The organism is Paenarthrobacter nicotinovorans (genome assembly GCF_021919345.1).
GTDB classification, from domain to species: Bacteria; Actinomycetota; Actinomycetes; order Actinomycetales; family Micrococcaceae; genus Arthrobacter; species Arthrobacter nicotinovorans.
The window spans coordinates 2,659,912-2,678,137 of record NZ_CP089293.1 but is presented as its reverse complement, the minus strand read 5'-3'; the positions used below and the strand labels follow the sequence as shown (position 1 = coordinate 2,678,137).

The window sequence follows — 18,226 nt, the reverse complement described above, 5'->3', positions numbered from 1 at the left end:
GGCGTCCATGTTCTTCACAACGTTGAAATCAGCGTAATGGTTCAGTCTGTGGCGGCTGCCTGCGGTCCCTGTGCGCCGGCTGTGTCCGGATTGTCCACATACGGGCCCACCAATTCCGCGTCTTTGCGGGCCACCGGTAGGCTAGATCCGTGACTCCCGATGAACTCTCTGCTGCCATATCCGCCTGCCTTAAGGTCGCTGTCTCCACTGGCGAAATCGCCCTGACGGAATCTGCTGTGCCCGACGCCGTGCGCGTGGAGCGACCCAAGAACAGGGACCACGGTGATTGGGCCACCAACATCGCCCTGCAGCTGTCCAAGCAGGCCGGGATGAATCCCCGCGAATTTGCAGGCATCCTGAGCAACCATCTCCAGGGCATCCCCGGCGTCGCCGGCGTGGAAATCGCCGGACCGGGCTTCCTGAACATCACTGTGGATGCCGCTACGGCCGGAACCCTTGCCAAGACCATCGTCGAGGCCGGATCCGCCTACGGCACCAACCAGGCGCTCGCGGGCCGCGTGGTCAACATGGAGTTCGTCTCCGCAAACCCCACGGGTCCGCTGCACATTGGCCACACCCGCTGGGCGGCGCTAGGTGACGCCATTGCCCGTGTCCTGCGTGCATCAGGTGCTGACGTCACGGCCGAGTACTACATCAATGACGCCGGTTCGCAGATGAACGTCTTCGCCAACTCCGTGCTTTCCCGCCTTCATGGCAGGGGTGTTCCCGAGGGCGGATACCCGGGCGAGTACATCCGCGAGCTTGGCGACGAGGTCCTGAAGGCACACCCGGACATCCGCGAACTGACGGATGAAGCCGCCCTGCCGGTCATTCGGGCTGCTGCTTACGAGGCCCAGATGGCAGATATCAAAACCACCTTGGCTGACTTCGGCGTGGAGTTTGATGTCTTCTTCTCCGAAAAGGAACTGCACGACGCCGGAGCGATCGAGTCCGCCGTTGCGCGCCTTCGCGAGCAGGGGCATGTCTACGACGACGGAGGCGCCGTCTGGCTGCGCACCACCGACTTTGGTGACGACAAAGACCGCGTCATGATCCGTGCCAATGGCGAACCGACCTACTTCGCCGCCGACGCTGCCTACTACCTGTCCAAAAAGGACCGCGGATTTACCGAAAAGATCTATCTCCTCGGCGCCGACCACCACGGATACATCAACCGGCTCAAGGCGATTGCGGCCTGCGCAGGCGACGACCCCGAGGTCAATATCGAGGTCCTCATTGGACAGCTCGTCTCCGTGAACGGTGCCAAGCTGTCCAAGCGCGCCGGCAACATCATCGAGCTCAAGGACCTCATTTCCTGGCTTGGCAAGGATGCGGTGCGTTACTCCCTGGCACGCTTCCCGGCCGACTCTCCGCTGACCTTGGATCCGGAACTGCTCAAGAAGAACTCCAACGAGAACCCCGTGTTCTATGTGCAGTACGCGCATGCCCGCTCACGTGGCACTGCCCGCAACGCGATCGAGGCCGGTGTGGACCGTTCCGTGTTCGATGCCTCGCTCCTGGACCACGCAACCGAGAACGAACTGCTCTCTTACCTGGGCAGCTACCCGTCGATCGTGGCCAAGGCCGCCGAGCTCCGTGAGCCCCACAGGGTGGCCCGCCACCTCGAGGTCATCGCCGGCGCCTACCACCGCTGGTACGACGCGTGCCGCGTGTCGCCGCAGGGCGACGAGCCTGTCCAGGACGTGAACCGGACGCGCTTGTGGTTGAACGACGCCACCAGCCAGGTACTTGCCAACGGACTCGAACTACTCGGTGTTTCGGCGCCGGAACGGATGTAGCGAAATGACCACAGAATTCAGCAACGCTTCTCCTCTTGCACCGGAATGGTTGGCCCTCCCGGAAGACCTCAACGCCCTTCAGCCGTCCATGTGGGCGGCCGGGGTGGCGAAGAATGACGCCGGTGAAGTCGCCATCGACGGTGTTTCGGTCAAGGAACTCAAGGAACAGTTCGGGACTCCGCTCTTCGTCATGAGCGAGTCGGATTTCCGTTCACGGGCCCGGGCCTTCAAAGACGCCTTCGATGCTGCATTCGCGGACATTTGCGGGGGAGTGGATGTCTACTACGCCGGCAAATCGTTCCTGTGCACGGCAGTAGCCAGCTGGGTGGCAGAGGAAGGCCTTCGACTGGACACCTGCTCCGGCGGTGAGCTCGCCGTTGCTGCCCGCGCCGGGATCGAGGGACGGAATCTCGGCCTGCACGGCAACAACAAGTCGGACGCGGAGATCAACCGCGCGCTGGACATGCACGTTGGCAGGATCGTGGTGGACAGCCTCGACGAGCTGGAGCGCGTAGCCAAGATCGCCTCCAGCCGCGGCGAAACCGCCAAAGTCATGCTGCGCCTTACTCCTGGTGTGCATGCCCATACGCATGAATTCATTGCCACGGCCCACGAGGACCAGAAATTCGGCCTCTCCATGGCCGAAGACTCCACTGAGGAAGCCGGCCTGTCCGCTGCCGAGGAGGCGGTGGCAGCTGCGACGTCCTATCCGGGCATTGAGCTCCTGGGCCTGCATTGCCACATCGGCTCGCAAATCTTCGAGCCTGACGGTTTTGCCGTGGCAGGAGAAAAGCTTCTGCGGTTCCTTGCCGCGATGCAGAGCAAGTATTCCATCGTCCTGCCTGAACTTGACCTCGGCGGTGGCTATGGAATCGCTTACACCCCGGTGGACACTCCGCGTCCGCCGGCCGAGATCGCGCAGGCGATGGCCGCCGTCGTGCGTTCCACCTGCGCCGAACTGGGGATAGCCTCGCCCCGCATCTCGATTGAACCGGGACGGGCGATCGTGGGCAGCACCACGTTTACCCTCTACGAAGTAGGCACCCTCAAAACGGTCCGCGTGGATGCTCCCGGCGTTGACGCAGGGCAGGAGAACGTTACGTATCCGCGCCGCTATGTGTCGGTGGACGGTGGAATGAGCGATAACGCCCGTCCGGTGCTGTACGACGCGGATTATTCGGCGATTTTGGCCTCCCGTGATTCCACCGCGGCTCCGCAGCTGTCCCGAGTAGTGGGCAAACATTGCGAGAGCGGCGACATAGTTGTTAGAGATGTATATCTGCCCGCGGACGTGGCAGCCGGTGATTTGCTCGCAGTACCGGGTACCGGCGCCTACTGCTGGGCCCTCTCCAGCAACTACAACTACCTGGCCCGGCCTGGCGTTGTCGCTGTACGCGACGGAGCCGCCAGGTTGATCGTCCGCGGCGAAACCGAAGAAGATCTCTTGAACCGCGACATGGGAGTGGCGAATGTCTGAAGTGCGAACCTTGAAAGTGGCCCTGCTGGGCTGTGGCAACGTTGGGGCCCAGGTCGCGCGGATTCTGATTGACGACGCCGAGGCACTTGCCGCCCGCAGCGGTGCACGCCTGGAACTGTCCGGTATCGCTGTCCGCACCATCGATTCCCCGCGCGACGTCGAACTGCCGCGCGAGTTGTTCACCACTGACGCCGACACTCTGGTCAAGGACGCCGACCTGGTCATCGAACTCATGGGCGGAATCGAGCCTGCCCGTTCGTTGATCCTCACCGCGATCCAGAACGGCGCCTGCGTGGTCACCGGCAACAAGGCCCTGCTTGCACAGGACGGACCCACCCTCTACGAAGAGGCCGATAAAGCCGGAGTGCAGCTGTCCTACGAGGCCGCCGTCGCCGGCGCCATCCCCATCCTTCGTCCCATCCGCGACAGCCTGTCCGGGGACCGGATCACCCGCGTGCTGGGCATCGTCAACGGCACCACCAACTTCATCCTCGACCAGATGGACAGCACCGGTGCGCAGTTCGCTGACGCCCTCGCCGAAGCCCAGCGACTGGGCTACGCCGAAGCGGACCCGACAGCGGACGTTGAAGGGCATGATGCCGCAGCGAAGGCTGCCATCCTTGCGTCGCTTTCGTTCCATACACGCTTCTCCCTGGACGATGTCTACTGCGAAGGCATCACCAAGGTCAGCGCCGAAGACATCGCCTCGGCCAAAGAAGCCGGCTTCGTCATCAAGCTTCTCGCGATCGCCGAGAAGATCGACTCTTCGGATCACGGCAGTGGCATCTCGGTGCGGGTCCACCCCACGCTGCTCCCGCGTGAGCATCCGCTGGCGGCTGTCCGTGGAGCCTTCAACGCAGTGTTCATCGAGGCCGAAAACGCCGGCGAACTGATGTTCTATGGCCAGGGCGCCGGGGGAACACCAACAGCATCCGCTGTGCTCGGCGATCTCGTTTCCGCCGCCCGCCGCCTGGTTCTGGGCGGTCCCGGCCGTACCGAGACCACCACCGGCCACGTTCCGGCGCTCACCATTGACGCCTCCGATACGAGCTACTACATCGGCTTGGATGTCGCTGACCAGGCAGGCGTGCTTGCCCGGATTGCCCATATCTTTGCGGAAAACGGCGTTTCCATCGAAATCATGCGTCAAACGATCCACCGCGACTCTGCCTCGAATGTTGAGTCGGCCGAGCTGAAGATCGTGACGCACCGTGCATCCGAAGCTGCACTCGCGGCAACCGTTGAGGCCGTCAAGGGCCTCGACGTCATCAATTCCGTCACATCCGTACTGCGGGTAGAAGGGGTCTAAGTGGCTCACCAATGGCGCGGAGTAATCCGCGAGTATGCTGATCGTTTGCCCGTAACGGAAGCCACGAAGGTCATCACCCTCGGCGAGGGCGGCACTCCGCTGGTTCACGCGCAAAAACTGTCCGAGCTGACCGGTTCAGAGGTCTACCTCAAAGTCGAAGGCATGAACCCGACGGGCTCCTTCAAGGACCGCGGCATGACCATGGCCATGACGGCTGCTGTCGAGGCCGGCGCCAAAGCCGTAGTTTGCGCCTCCACGGGAAACACCTCCGCATCGGCCGCTGCCTACGCCACGGCCGCGGGTCTGAAGTGTGCGGTGCTTGTTCCTGAGGGCAAGATTTCCATGGGCAAGCTGAGCCAGGCCATCGCCCACGGTGCCACGTTGCTGCAGGTCGATGGCAACTTCGACAACTGCCTCGACATCGCCCGCAAACTCGGTGAGTCCTACCCCGTCTTCCTGGTGAACTCGGTCAATCCCGCCCGCATCCAGGGCCAGAAGACCGGTGCCTTCGAAGTGGTGGATTCTTTGGGTGACGCCCCGGACATCCACGTTCTTCCTGTCGGCAACGCAGGAAACATCAGCGCGTACTGGAAGGGCTACAAGGAGTACGCCGCGCCGTTCGAGACCTCCAACGGGACCCTTCCGGCCGTTTCCACCAAGACTCCCACCATGTGGGGCTTCCAGGCCGCCGGCGCAGCCCCCTTCGTTGCCGGCCACCCCATCACGGAGCCTGACACGATCGCAACTGCCATCCGCATCGGCAACCCCGCTTCGTGGGAGACGGCCGTGGCCGCACGCGACGAATCCGGTGGTCTTATTGAAGCCGTCACCGATGACGAGATCCTGGACGCCCACCGCTGGTTGTCTTCCAAGGAAGGCGTCTTCGTCGAGCCCGGCTCGGCTGCCGGCGTCGCCGGCTTGATCAAGAAGCACGCGGCAGGCCAGGTACCGTCGGGCAAGACCATCGTCATCACTGTCACCGGGCACGGACTCAAAGATCCCCAGTGGGCTCTCCGGACCGAAGACGGCAGTGAAGTCCAGCCGGTCAAGGTGCCGAACGACGTCGTCACCGTTGCAGCAGAACTGGGACTGGAAGAAAACTAAGAGTGGAATCAAAACAGCCCACCGCGACCGATCGGGTAATCGTCGCGGCAGGCCAACGGCTGACCGTCAAGGTCCCTGGTACGAGCGCCAACCTGGGCCCGGGCTACGACAGCCTGGGCCTGGCCCTCTCCATCTACGACACTTTGACGGTGGAGACCCTCACCACCGGAGAGCTTGAGTTCGAGCTCTCCGGTGAGGGCGCCGACACCCTTCCCCGCGATGCCACCCACCTCGTGGTGCGCGCCATCGATCTTGCACTGGAGCGTCTGGGTTTCCAGCACACCGGCTTGCGGATCACCGCGGACAACGTCAACCCCCATGGGCGGGGTTTGGGTTCCTCTGCCTCGGCAGTGGTCGCTGCGGTGACGGCTGCGAACGCGTTGGTACCGCAGGAGGCCCAGCGCGACACTCAGTGGATCCTGCAGCTGACAAGCGAGATGGAAGGCCACCCGGACAACGTCGCACCGGCGATTTTCGGCGGACTGGCGCTGTCGTGGCAGGACAGCGAGCAGTACAGCAGTACCCGTGCGGAGGTGGCACCAGCTGTTACTCCGGTAGTGGCTGTACCGGATTACGAGCTGTCCACCGAGACGGCGCGTGGACTGCTCCCGGCATCGGTCGGCCACCACGCAGCTGCGATGAACTCCGGACGCGCCGCATTGCTGATCCACGCCCTCACGGCAGATCCCGGACTGCTGTTGCCGGGTACGGAAGACTACCTTCACCAGAGCTATCGTGCCCAAGCCATGCGGCCCAGCGCCGAACTCATTGCAGCTCTGCGGGCAGCAGGGCACGCAGCCGTTGTTTCCGGCGCCGGACCAACCGTGATGATCCTTGCCAATGGTTCCGACGAAGCCGCAGCAGCGGTCCAATTCATCAATTCGTTTACTGCAGCCAACACACCCGACGTTGGTTGGCGTGTGATGACGCTGGCTGTTGACGTTCAAGGTGCTAGAGTGGAAGTGCACCGCCGGTAAAGCCGCGGGCAGTTCCCTGATTTTGGACTTCGGTGTTTCGCCGTACCTTTCGTCAACTGTGCCAACGTTGGTGGTGTCGTCTCTTTCCGGCCTGCATCAGGTGCCGCAGAACTCTCTGTTTCCTGAATTTCAGGCTGGCTGTCCGGGTAACCGGATCCAGTGAAGGCGATCAGTATCCGGCCCTGTTGGCCACAATCCATCAGGCACGGCCAAAATCACCGGCTGCAGATCTGAACTGCAGCCCAGAACAAATCATCGCGTCCAGCTCTCGCTCTGGACGCCGTCGAGGGGGAAGGATCCTTCGTGACAGAAACCACTGAGCTGGCTTCAGCTGTGGACACAACATCTTCTGCTGCTGAGTCGTCAACGGCAGCAACCAAGAGCAGCGGCCTTGCAGGCCTCAAGCTCGCCCAGCTTCAGGCTCTTGCGAGCCAGCTGGGTATTTCGGGGGGATCCCGCATGCGCAAGGGGGACTTGGTTACGGCCATCTCTGCCCACCGTGCGGGCACCTCCACTACCAAGGCTCCAGCCAAGGCCACGTCGGCCAAGGCTCCCGCCGTGGCCAAGGAAGCCCCGGTTGCAGAAGCCAAGGCCACGGAAAAGAGCGCGCCCGTTGAGGCAGCTGCCGAGGCTCCGGCCCAGGAAGCTCCCCGTGGGCGTGGACGTGGACGCAGTCGCCGCGCCACCAGTGATGGCATTGTTGCAGCTGCTGAGGCAGCCGCGACCACCACTGCCACCGCCTCCGAGCCTGAAGCAGCACCCGCCGTCGAAACGCCGGCCGCGGCCGAAGCAACCGAGGCGGGCTCCGAACGTCGTCAGCCCCGTACCCGCAACCGTCGCCGCGGCGAAGCTGCCGCAGCTCCGGCTGAAGCAGCGGAAGCGCCGGCAGCCGAGCAGCGCAACGACCGCACGGAACAGCGCGAGCAGCGCAACGACCGCACGGAACAGCGTGAGCAGCGTAACGACCGCACGGAACAGCGCGAGCAGCGCAACGACCGCACGGAACAGCGTGAGCAGGCCGACTCCGGCGACCAGCAGCGCGAACGCCGCGACAACAACCGTGGCCGCCGTGAAGACAACAACGACGGCGACGACACCGGCAACCGCCGCAACCGCCGCAACCGCCGTGACCGAAACGACCAGAACGACCGCAGCGACCGCCGGGGCGGCCAGGACGGCCGTGACGGCAACACCCGCAGCGACCGTTTCCGTGATCGCAACGAACGTCGTCGTGGACGCGCCCAGGGACCGGACGTTGACGACGTCGAGGTTACCGAGGACGACGTCCTGCTTCCCGTGGCAGGCATCCTGGACGTTCTGGAGAACTACGCGTTCATCCGTACGTCCGGCTACCTCCCCGGCGCCAACGACGTCTACGTCTCCCTGGCACAGGTCAAGAAGTACAACCTCCGCAAGGGTGACGCCGTCGTAGGTGCCATCCGTGCACCGCGTGACGGTGAGGACCGCAGCCAGCAGTCGGCCCGACAGAAGTTCAACGCGCTCGTTCGCGTCACATCCGTCAACGGCAAAACCCCTGAGGAACTCAAGGACCGCGTCGAGTTCGCAAAGCTCGTTCCGCTGTACCCGTCAGAGCGCCTGCGCCTGGAAACGGACCCCAAGAAGATCGGTCCGCGTGTCATCGACCTCGTGGCTCCGATCGGCAAGGGCCAGCGTGGCCTGATCGTTTCCCCGCCGAAGGCCGGCAAGACGCTCATCCTGCAGTCCATCGCGAACGCAATCACCACCAACAACCCTGAGGTCCACCTCATGATGGTGCTGGTTGACGAACGTCCCGAAGAAGTTACGGACATGCAGCGCACCGTCAAGGGTGAGGTCATTGCCTCTACCTTCGACCGTCCCGCCGACGACCACACCACGGTTGCCGAGCTCTCCATCGAACGCGCCAAGCGACTCGTGGAGATGGGCATGGACGTGGTGGTTCTCCTGGACTCCATGACCCGTCTGGGCCGTGCCTACAACCTCGCAGCACCGGCCTCCGGCCGTATCCTGTCCGGTGGCGTGGACTCCGCAGCACTGTACCCGCCCAAGCGCTTCTTCGGTGCGGCCCGCAACATCGAGAACGGTGGCTCGCTGACCATCCTGGCAACGGCTCTTGTTGAGACCGGCTCCAAGATGGATGAAGTCATCTTCGAAGAGTTCAAGGGCACTGGCAACATGGAGCTCCGCCTGTCCCGCCAGCTGGCGGACAAGCGCATCTTCCCGGCTGTGGACGTCAACGCGTCCGGCACGCGCCGCGAAGAGAACCTGCTCTCGCCTGAGGAGGTCAAGATCATGTGGAAGCTGCGCCGCGTCCTTTCCGGACTCGAGCAGCAGCAGAGCCTTGAGCTGCTGACCAACAAGATCCGGGAGACCCAGAGCAACGTCGAGTTCCTCATGCAGGTTCAGAAGACGACGCTCGGAGCGAAGTCGGACAACGACAAATAGCGTTATCTGGGGTGGGGCCGTCGAGTAATATTGCCGGCCCCGCCCCTTCGCGTTGCTGCTGACGTACTGCGTACGTCAGCAGCAACGCTACGACAGGCCCGATGCCACTCCCGGGCCGGCAATATTACTCGACGGCGGTCAGGTCACCTTGGGCGTTGCCGTCACCTTCGCTGGCCGGCTTATTTGAGCGGTTGGTCGTTAAGACACCAATCGTCGCAACTAGACTTGTCTGCGAGTCGAAAGAGGTTTGAAAATGTTTGAGTCCGTACAGGGATTGCTTGATGAGCATGCTGCTATTCAGGCACAGCTGAGCGATCCTGCCGTTTATGCCGATCAGTCTGCTGCCAGGAAGTTGGGGCGGCGCTCCGCGCAGCTCCAAGGCATTGTGGAGGCGTACAACAAGTGGCGCGGGCTCAATGACGATCTGGAAGCGGCCAAGGAAATGGCTGACGAGGATCCGGAGTTCGCCGCAGAGGTTGAACAGTTGGAGGAACAGATCCCTGCCGCGCAGGAGCGTTTGCGCCGCCTGTTGATCCCGCGCGATCCGGACGATGCCCGCAACGTCATCCTTGAAGTGAAGGGTGGCGAAGGTGGCGACGAAGCTGCCTTGTTCGCAGGAGACCTTCTGCGTATGTACATGCGTTACGCCGAGTCGCGTGGCTGGAAGACAGAAATGATTTCAGCTACCGAGTCCGACCTCGGTGGTTACAAGGACGTTGCTGTCGCCATCAAGGGCAACTCGAACGATCCCGCACAGGGCGTTTTCGCCCGCTTGAAGTTCGAAGGCGGCGTGCACCGCGTACAGCGTGTTCCCGTGACCGAATCACAGGGGCGTATTCACACCTCGGCCGCCGGTGTGCTGGTTCTCCCCGAAGTGGACGAGCCCGAAGAACTTGAGATCAACCAGAACGACCTCAAGATCGACGTTTACCGTTCCTCCGGCCCGGGTGGTCAGTCCGTGAACACCACCGACTCTGCCGTCCGCATTACCCACTTGCCCACGGGCATCGTCGTCGCCATGCAGAACGAGAAGTCGCAGCTGCAGAACCGCGAAGCCGGCATGCGCGTCCTCCGCGCCCGACTCCTTGCCCACCAGCAGGAACAGATCGACGCCGCCAACTCCGAGCAGCGCAAATCGCAAATCCGGACCATGGACCGTTCGGAGCGCATCCGCACGTACAATTTCCCGGAAAACCGCATTGCAGACCACCGCACGGGCTACAAGGCCTACAACCTCGACGCCGTCATGAATGGCGATCTTGAGCCCGTCATCCAGTCCGCAATTGAAGCAGACGAGCAGGCACGCCTGGACGCCATCGGCGAATAGCCGAGCCCAAGCGCCTACGACTTCAGCATCCAGGGTCCATTAATGACGTTTTACCAAGGCCAGAGCCTCGCGGACGCAGTTCGCGCGGCTACTGCCGTTTTGTCCGACGCCGGTGTTCCCAGCCCACGCGTGGACGCTGAGTTGCTGGCCGACCACCTGTTGGGTGTGGGGCTTGGCCGGATCCGTGCCATGCTCCTCGGCGATGCGCCCTCTCCTGATGGCTATGGGGATTTGGTGCTGGAGCGTGCGGCCCGGGTTCCCTTGCAGCACATCACGGGCGTCGCGTATTTCCGTCACCTGGAGTTGCGCGTGGGCCCGGGGGTGTTCATACCCCGACCGGAAACGGAATCGGTGGTTCAACTGGTCATCGACCACGTCTCGGGCATGGCAAACCCGAAGGTGGTGGATCTCGGTACGGGTTCGGGTGCCATTGCAGGCTCGATAGCCCACGAAGTTCCCGGCGCTGAGGTCCACGCGGTGGAATACAGCAGCTTTGCGCACGCCTGGGCGGCCCGGAATCTCGAACCTTTGGGGGTTTCGTTGATCCAGGGCGACCTCCGGGATGCCCTTCCTGAGCACAACGGTACCTTCGACGTCGTCGTCTCCAACCCCCCATACATCCCGTCCGAGGCGATACCCTCGGAACCGGAAGTCGCCCTCCACGATCCTCCCGAAGCCCTGTACGGTGGGGGAGCGGACGGTATGGAACTTCCGACGGCGGCAGCGGCCTCTGCGGCGCGGCTCCTGAAACCGGGCGGCTACTTCGTGATGGAGCACGCCGAAGTCCAGGCACAATGGATCGCCGGTATGCTGAAACGCGCCGGACGCTGGCACGAGATCACCACGCACTTTGACTTGAACGGCAAAGAACGTGCAACCAGCGCGGTACTGGCAAGCATCGCGCCTGATGAGTGAAAGAATAGCGCTGTGACCACAACCTACAACTGCACTTCCGAGGACCAGCGTGCTGAAGGACTTCAGCACGCCCAGCGCGCCATCAGCGAAAAGAAGTGCATCGTGATGCCCACGGACACCGTCTATGGCATTGCTGCCGACGCTTTTTCTCCTTTGGCTGTAACCATGTTGCTCGCTTCCAAGGGCCGCAGCCGGCAGATGCCCCCTCCCGTGCTGATTCCCCGCGTTAATGCCCTGGACGGGCTGGCGACCGATGTACCTGCTGACGCGCGGGCATTGGCACAGGCATTCTGGCCCGGCGGGTTGACATTGATCCTGCACGCGCAGCCGTCCCTGGACTGGGACCTTGGCGATACCAAGGGCACCGTAGCCCTTCGCATGCCGGATGACCACCTTGCTTTGGATCTATTGAGCATGACGGGGCCGTTGGCGGTTTCATCCGCCAACCGGACCGGCCAGGAAGCAGCACAGACGGCTTCCGAGGCACGCTTGCAGCTGGCTGAATCCGTTGAGGTATACCTTGAAGGCGGCTTCCGGCCCGTCAAGGGTACCAACGCCGTGCCTTCCACGATTGTTGATGCAACATCCACTCCTTTCCGCGTGGTGCGGCAGGGGGCCATAGAACTTGAACGCCTCCGGGAGATCGTGCCATCGATCCTTGGCATCGGTGAGACTGTCGCTGCCGCTGAACCGGAAGCCCCCCTGGAACCAACCACCGAGGACGTTGCTGAGGAGCTGGCCCCCGCGGACGAAACCGGCGAGAAACCGCCTGTCGAAGCATCGGAGGAGCCTGCTTCGGTGAAAAACGCCGCTCAGGACGCTGCACCCGCAACAGCGAAGTCCCAGGCTGCAAGCGAAAACCAGCCGGAATGATTCCAGCACGCCAACGCGTCCCCGTCCTCGACGTGGACGCCACTCCGATGCGCGTCCAGGAACTTCTCGATGCCATGGGCAGCCTCCTCGCGGCCGGAACCACAAGTACGGTATTGGGGCATAATCTCCACAGCGTCACCTTGGTGCATTCGCACCCTGATGTTCGGGCGGTCTATGAGGAGGGTTCCATCGTCCTCTTGGACGGCGCTCCCGTTGCCATGTTGTGGGGACTCGCGCACAAACGGCAACTGCAGCCGATTGGCGAGGGGACCATGGCTTACAGGCTTGGCTCCATGGACTGGATTCCTGAGTTGGGAAAGATTCCCGGACTTCAGCGGGTCGCCGTCGTCGGGGCCGGCCGCGAGGCGAACAGCAAGGCGGTTGCCCGGCTGGCATCCATCGTCCCAGGAGCGACTGTGGACGGGATGCCCGGTGAAGCATGGGATGAGTCCTTGGAAAGTGCCGTCGTGGAGTGGTTGAAGGGGTTCCGCCCGCAACTTGTATTGCTGGGACTCGGGATGCCGCTTCAGGAAACAGTCCTGCATCGCAGGCTGGGTCAGCTTCCCCCTGCTGTCTACTGCGCAGTCGGGGGTGCCATTGAGCAGGTGGCGGGTATCCAGAAGCTCGCGCCTCGCTGGCTGGGTCGCTTGGGGCTGGAATGGGCCTGGCGCCTGGTTCTGCACCCCGGGAGGGTTGCCTACCGGGTATTTGTTGAACCGTGGAAGCTGGCTGCCCTGCTGATTCGGCGCCGTATCCAACCATCCAAGACCAGAGGCAAATAAATGACGTCCCAAGCTGTCGTGGTCGCTGTGGTAGTGACCTTCAACCGGCGTGATCTCCTCCAGACCACTTTGGAGGGCATCAGCGCAGGTACCCGGGTACCGGATGCGATCGTCGTCGTCGACAACGCTTCCACCGACGGAACCGCCGAATTCCTCAAGCAGTACCAAGGACCGGTGACAACCGACGTCGTTACATTGAACACCAACGTTGGCGGTGCAGGAGGATTCGTCGTCGGTATGGAACGTGCCGTTCTGGATCACAACGCGGACCACGTGTGGATCATGGATGACGACACGGAACCGCAGCCGGCCGCTCTGCGCGAAGCCCTCGAGGTGTCCGATGCCTACCGGCAGCAGACCGGGGAAGCCCCGGCGTTCATAGCAAGCCGCGTTGTGTGGAGCGACGGACGGGACCACCCCATGAACAGAATGCGTCCCAGGATGGGCGCAAGCGACGACGCCCGCAGCGCCGCTGCGCGTATCGGGGCTACGCAGATCCGGAGTGCTTCCTTTGTGTCGGTGCTGATCCGTGCCGAAGAGATCAAACAGCACGGACTTCCGATCGCAGATTACTTCATCTGGAACGACGACCTCGAGTACACGGCCAGGATTTCCCGTCGGGGGATCGCTTTGACCACGAACGCGTCCGTGGCCAACCACCATACGAAAGTCTTCGGCGACGCAGGAGCAGATCCCGGGCCTCGCTTCTACTACGAGGTGCGGAACAAGCTCTGGGTTTACACCCGCTCGAACGCTTTGGCCCCTTGGGAAAAAGTCCTGTTCACGGGGGCTTCGCTCCGCAACTGGACGCGGACCATCGCTGCTTCGTCCAACCGCAGGGTACTGTTGGACGGGCTTTTCAAGGGCCTGCGGCACGCCTTGAGGGCTCCGCGTTCGAACGCGGAGGTACTGGACGGAATCTACTCTCTGCGCGACGTCCAGGAGCCCGTCCGGTAACACCCAAACAGCCAGGTCGCAGCCAAAACAAGCTGCGGCCTTGCGGCTGCGTCACAGGGTGGTCACGGCCATTGGCATTAGTATCGTGACTAGAGTCCACAGAAATCCCGCAACATTCGGCACAGCCGGTGCAGGCATGGCGACGGAGTAGTTCCATTTATCCACTGACAGAATTCCACACCCTGAGCTGCCCTGAGTTGCCCCTCTCTGCAGCGCCCGGGCCGCGTGCCCTGGTCAAGGTGTCCGCAACGTCCAGCGGGCTGCTCCATGGAGTCGCCCCATGATCATGTATCTGCTGATGGCACTCACGGCCGCCGTTGTGGCCTACGCGGGAACATGGGGCGCCCGCGTCGTCGGAAACAAGCTTCGTTTGTACCAGCCCATCCGAAGCCGTGACATGCACTCCGCCTTGATCTCGAAGCTTGGCGGCCTGGGTATTTTCGTGGGTTTTTTCGCCGCACTTGTGGTGGCGTCCAACTCCTTCTTCGTCAAGGACATCTTCAGGCACAACGATGCTCCCTGGGGAATCCTGGCAGGTGCCGTGGTGATTGTGGCGGTGGGGGTCGCCGACGACATCCTGGATATCCGCTGGTGGATCAAACTCCTGGGCCAGGGCGCTGCCGCCTTCATCGTGGCCATTTGGGGCGTTCGGATGTCCGTAGTGCCGTTCATTCCCGAACCCATTTTCCTGGACTCCGAAGTAGTCCAGATAGTCCTTACCGCAGGTTTGATCGTGACCACGATGAATGCCGTCAACTTCATTGACGGGCTGGATGGCCTGGCGGCCGGCGTGGCCATCATCGGGGGAGGAGCGTTCTTCCTCACCGCCTACTGGGTCCACCGGAACAACCCCTCCACCGACAACTCGGACCTCGCAACCCTCCTGATGGCCATCCTGGTGGGCAGTTGCATTGGCTTCCTGCCCCACAACTGGTTCCCGGCGAAGATCTTCATGGGAGACTCCGGGGCGATGCTCATCGGACTCCTCATGGCCTCTGCTGGCGTCGTTGCCACGGGACAAATCGGTTCCGGCCTGTATGACCGCGCGAACGGCATCCCCACGATCGTTCCCATCCTGCTGCCGTTTGCCGTCCTATCACTTCCCCTCCTGGATCTGGGCATGGCGGTTGTCCGGAGAACAGCGCGGGGCCAGTCTCCGTGGTCGGCTGACCGCGGGCACCTTCACCACAAGCTGGTGGACCTGGGCTACTCGCACCGCACCGCCGTCGTGATGTTGTACGTGTGGACCTGCATCCTGGCCTTCGGTGGCGTCGCCTTTGCCGTGTTCCCCTGGCAAATGGTGCTGATCATCGTCATCGCCGCCGCGCTGGTCATGGCTGTCGTGACGGCGTGGCCTTACATTCGCCGGACCAAGAACGACTCCGCTCTCTAAGTTTCAAGTTGCCGAGCTGGACTTTGGACGGGGCTGATCCTGACGGAACCCTCACCGCGCACCCCATTTCACCAACAAGGGTCTGCAGCGTTCCCATTGTTTGACAACTTGTGACAAGCCTGTAACCATGGTGCAGTCAAGTCCATTGCAAATGATGTAAAAGTGATGTCAAGCGATGGGCATTCGGTGATCCTGCAACTCGGGATCGATATTTGGGGGAGTCAAAAGTATGGGACGATTTGCAAAGATTGCCGCTGTCGGGGCACTGGCCTTGGGTTCGGTGGCGTTGGCGCCTATGTCTGCTCAGGCCTCAGCCGGAACTGGAAGTGCCGTGGAAGCTCAGGCATCAACTACGGCTACGGCGTGTGGCTTTCTAGGCACCAGCTACTGGATCGCGGGTCAGACGTCGGCTTACAACCACTGCGGTTCGGGCAAGGTGCTTGTCCGGCTCGACTACAATGTTGGCAGCGACACGAGGTGCCTCAACCCGGGTGTGACCGACGGAATTACTAGTCCGTTGTGGAATCCGATCATTAATATTTATGCCATTGGATCCTGCTAGCCAGCAGGAGTCGATCAGGGTTGGAAGTACAAGAGGACCCGGTTTCAGCGCTAGCTGGAACCGGGTTCTTTTGCGTGATTTGAAGAGGTGGGAATCCCACACTCCGCGAGGGTAGGGCGTCCGCGCATTGAGTGCATGGCTGCGAAGACTGGCCTCTGTGAACATCTGGCGTGCGATGCGCGAGTCAGTCTCTTCGGCATCAGTTGGCTTGGCGTGTCAGCGGTGACCATTAGGTGGAAAACTGCTGGCATGGCCTGCACCTGTTCTATCTCGTGTAGAATTCAGGTGCAGTGCATTGCTGCACACTTCCCCTTTTACAGATGACGATAGGGATCTCCATGGCTTCAAACGCCGAGCCCGGGCCTGAGCCGGGCAATGGTCCTCTTGAAGCTTCCGGTGCCACGCCCTCGCTTTGGCTGCATCTTCTAAAGCTCAGCACCATTGTGGGATCGGCAGGTCTGCTCGTTGCTGCTGCCTTGGCCGCCCTCATGGACGGCCCAGCGGGTGCTCTGTCGGAGGTTCTTGGTGGACTGCTGGTGATGGTGTTCTTCGGCATCAGTCTGTTGGTGGGCCACTACGTAGGACGAAATAATCCCTCCGGGGCCATTGGCTTGTTCGTTGCTACATACTTCGTAAAGGTCGTCGGTTTCGCCGTAATACTTTTCGCGATCGGCAGACCTGAGTGGCTGCACTCGCGGTGGTTCGTGATCGGTGCCATTGTGACCGTGGTTATGTGGCAGGCTGCTGAGCTCTATGGCTTCAGCAAGGCGCGCCTTCAAACCTTCAACGACCCCAACTCCAGTGAAAGAACCGGCGATGTCTGAGCCAAAGCGATCCGGCCAAAGGGCCGGTCAAGAAGTGGGTAGCGGTGGTGCGGGCTACAACGATGGTATGGCCGTATTCAGCTATATAACTGGCGGAATCATCGTCTGGAGTTTGATAGGGTGGGGTCTGGATAATCTGTGGGGTACCCGCTGGATTGTGCTCGCAGGCGCTCTGCTTGGAGCTCTCGGAGGATTTTACTTGTCCTACATGCATGGCCTCACCGGCAGCAAAAAACGAACTGGTGGCGACCGTGCTGCCAGCGGCCCGTCCAAAGACGGTCCCAGCAATGCCAAATAATTTCACAAGGGAACCAGCAGGCCATGCTTCTGCAGGAACCCACCAAACGCCCAATGATGGACACTGCAGAGAGGAAACGCGTTGATCGCGCTTGCGCTCCCGGCCAAAGACTCAGGAGAGTTTGCCCCTCCTGGTATTAACGAAATGCATTTGCCGGCAATCCTGCCGTGGGGTGCGGCAGAAGGATTCTCGAAGCAGATGCTGCTGGTGATCCTTTCGGTCGTCATCATTGCTACCTTCTTTGTGATAGCTGCACGTAAGCAGCAGCTGGTTCCTGGCAAGCTGCAGTTCGCAGGCGAGATGGCCTACGGCTTCGTGAGGAACAGCATCGCCAAGGACATCATCGGTGGCAGGGACTTCATGAAGTACGTCCCGCTGCTGTTCAGTTTGTTCTTCTTCATCCTGGTGAACAACATTTACGGAGCAATTCCGTACATTCAGCTTCCTACCTTCTCTCACGTAGGCGGTACCTATGTGATGGCAGCCATCGTCTACATCACGTGGATTGCCATTGGCATCAAGAAGAACGGTCTGCGCTACTTCAAGTTGGCCACGGTTCCTTCTGGAGTTCCGGCATACATCCTGCCGCTGATCATTCCGATCGAGATCATCTCCAACTTCCTCGTCCGCCCCGTTACGCACAGCCTTCGTCTGTTCGCAACCATGCTGGCAGGACACCTGATCGTCATGATCGCTGGCGCGGGTATCGAATTCCTGATCTCCCAGGAGAACATCCTGCTCCAGGGCACATCGGTGTTGATCCTTGTCGGCGCGATTGCCATGTACATGCTGGAGGCGCTGATTATGGTGCTGCAGGCATACGTTTTTACGCTGTTGACGGCTATCTACATTGAAGGCGCGCTTCACGCCGATAGCCACTAGGCACCCTCAACTTCCCCCGCAGCGGGGATGAAGCAACCCAAACAACCTGCCACAGAGCTGGCATCTTGAAAGGAAGAAAAATGGAAGGCACTCTCAACCTCGTAGGTTACGGTCTGTCCGCAATCGGCGGTGGTATCGGTGTTGGCCTCGTGTTCGCCGCATACATCAACGGTGTTGCACGCCAGCCGGAAGCTCAGCGCGTCCTGCAGCCCATCGCGTTCTTGGGCCTCGCCCTGACTGAAGCCCTCGCCATTCTCGGCCTGGTCTTCGCGCTCGTTCTCTAGCCAGACTTCATAACGAGC

17 protein-coding genes are annotated in these 18,226 nt (G+C 61.7%); all 17 read left to right on the top strand.

The annotated features are described in order from the left end of the window. Nucleotides 1-149 precede the first annotated feature (149 nt). The 17 genes from argS to atpE all read left to right on the top strand — a co-directional run bounded on the left by argS (nt 150) and on the right by atpE (nt 18,208). Complete coding sequence (gene argS / locus JMY29_RS12485) at nt 150-1,799, top strand: arginine--tRNA ligase (protein WP_018776359.1); 1,650 nt, start codon at nt 150-152, stop codon at nt 1,797-1,799. A 4-nt stretch (nt 1,800-1,803) separates the two neighbouring features. Continuing rightward, on the top strand, nt 1,804-3,276 hold the full coding sequence (gene lysA / locus JMY29_RS12480) for a diaminopimelate decarboxylase (RefSeq protein WP_189075154.1): 1,473 nt from the start codon (nt 1,804-1,806) through the stop codon (nt 3,274-3,276). After that, nucleotides 3,269-4,585, top strand: a complete 1,317-nt coding sequence (locus JMY29_RS12475; protein WP_055972109.1) for a homoserine dehydrogenase — start codon at nt 3,269-3,271, stop codon at nt 4,583-4,585. Before lysA ends, JMY29_RS12475 begins: the two co-directional genes overlap by 8 nt. Beyond that, nucleotides 4,586-5,689: a threonine synthase gene (gene thrC / locus JMY29_RS12470; RefSeq protein ID WP_018776356.1), complete on the top strand. Its 1,104-nt coding sequence runs from the start codon at nt 4,586-4,588 to the stop codon at nt 5,687-5,689. 2 nt (nt 5,690-5,691) lie between these two features. Further along, complete coding sequence (thrB, locus tag JMY29_RS12465; protein WP_018776355.1) at nt 5,692-6,666, top strand: homoserine kinase; 975 nt, start codon at nt 5,692-5,694, stop codon at nt 6,664-6,666. Nucleotides 6,667-6,969: 303 nt separating this feature from the next. Beyond that, nucleotides 6,970-9,111, top strand: a complete 2,142-nt coding sequence (rho, locus tag JMY29_RS12460; protein ID WP_189075153.1) for a transcription termination factor Rho — start codon at nt 6,970-6,972, stop codon at nt 9,109-9,111. A gap of 253 nt (nt 9,112-9,364) precedes the next feature. Continuing rightward, on the top strand, nt 9,365-10,438 hold the full coding sequence (gene prfA, locus JMY29_RS12455; RefSeq protein WP_018776353.1) for a peptide chain release factor 1: 1,074 nt from the start codon (nt 9,365-9,367) through the stop codon (nt 10,436-10,438). 42 nt (nt 10,439-10,480) lie between these two features. Beyond that, complete coding sequence (prmC, locus tag JMY29_RS12450; protein ID WP_189075152.1) at nt 10,481-11,353, top strand: peptide chain release factor N(5)-glutamine methyltransferase; 873 nt, start codon at nt 10,481-10,483, stop codon at nt 11,351-11,353. A 12-nt stretch (nt 11,354-11,365) separates the two neighbouring features. Further along, nucleotides 11,366-12,226, top strand: coding sequence for an L-threonylcarbamoyladenylate synthase (locus JMY29_RS12445; RefSeq protein WP_189075151.1), 861 nt, complete (start codon nt 11,366-11,368; stop codon nt 12,224-12,226). Beyond that, on the top strand, nt 12,223-13,008 hold the full coding sequence (locus tag JMY29_RS12440; RefSeq protein ID WP_189075150.1) for a WecB/TagA/CpsF family glycosyltransferase: 786 nt from the start codon (nt 12,223-12,225) through the stop codon (nt 13,006-13,008). Before JMY29_RS12445 ends, JMY29_RS12440 begins: the two co-directional genes overlap by 4 nt. After that, nucleotides 13,009-13,965: a glycosyltransferase gene (locus tag JMY29_RS12435; RefSeq protein ID WP_064721734.1), complete on the top strand. Its 957-nt coding sequence runs from the start codon at nt 13,009-13,011 to the stop codon at nt 13,963-13,965. A 280-nt stretch (nt 13,966-14,245) separates the two neighbouring features. Next, nucleotides 14,246-15,358 (top strand): MraY family glycosyltransferase, encoded by a 1,113-nt coding sequence (locus JMY29_RS12430; RefSeq protein WP_018776348.1) that lies wholly within the window; start codon nt 14,246-14,248, stop codon nt 15,356-15,358. Nucleotides 15,359-15,587: 229 nt separating this feature from the next. Beyond that, on the top strand, nt 15,588-15,920 hold the full coding sequence (locus tag JMY29_RS20975) for a DUF6355 family natural product biosynthesis protein (RefSeq protein ID WP_220034246.1): 333 nt from the start codon (nt 15,588-15,590) through the stop codon (nt 15,918-15,920). Between the two features lie 338 nt (nt 15,921-16,258). Further along, entirely contained in the window at nt 16,259-16,744 is a 486-nt protein-coding gene (locus JMY29_RS12425) for a hypothetical protein (protein WP_018776347.1), read from the top strand. After that, on the top strand, nt 16,737-17,042 hold the full coding sequence (locus JMY29_RS12420; protein WP_079580533.1) for a hypothetical protein: 306 nt from the start codon (nt 16,737-16,739) through the stop codon (nt 17,040-17,042). The genes JMY29_RS12425 and JMY29_RS12420 overlap by 8 nt, the downstream gene beginning before the upstream one ends. An 81-nt stretch (nt 17,043-17,123) precedes the next feature. Beyond that, nucleotides 17,124-17,924 carry a F0F1 ATP synthase subunit A gene (atpB, locus tag JMY29_RS12415; protein ID WP_026266929.1) on the top strand — a complete coding sequence of 267 codons (801 nt, stop codon included), beginning with the start codon at nt 17,124-17,126 and terminating at the stop codon, nt 17,922-17,924. A gap of 80 nt (nt 17,925-18,004) precedes the next feature. Further along, nucleotides 18,005-18,208 carry an ATP synthase F0 subunit C gene (gene atpE, locus JMY29_RS12410; protein ID WP_018776345.1) on the top strand — a complete coding sequence of 68 codons (204 nt, stop codon included), beginning with the start codon at nt 18,005-18,007 and terminating at the stop codon, nt 18,206-18,208. Nucleotides 18,209-18,226: the final 18 nt, after the last annotated feature.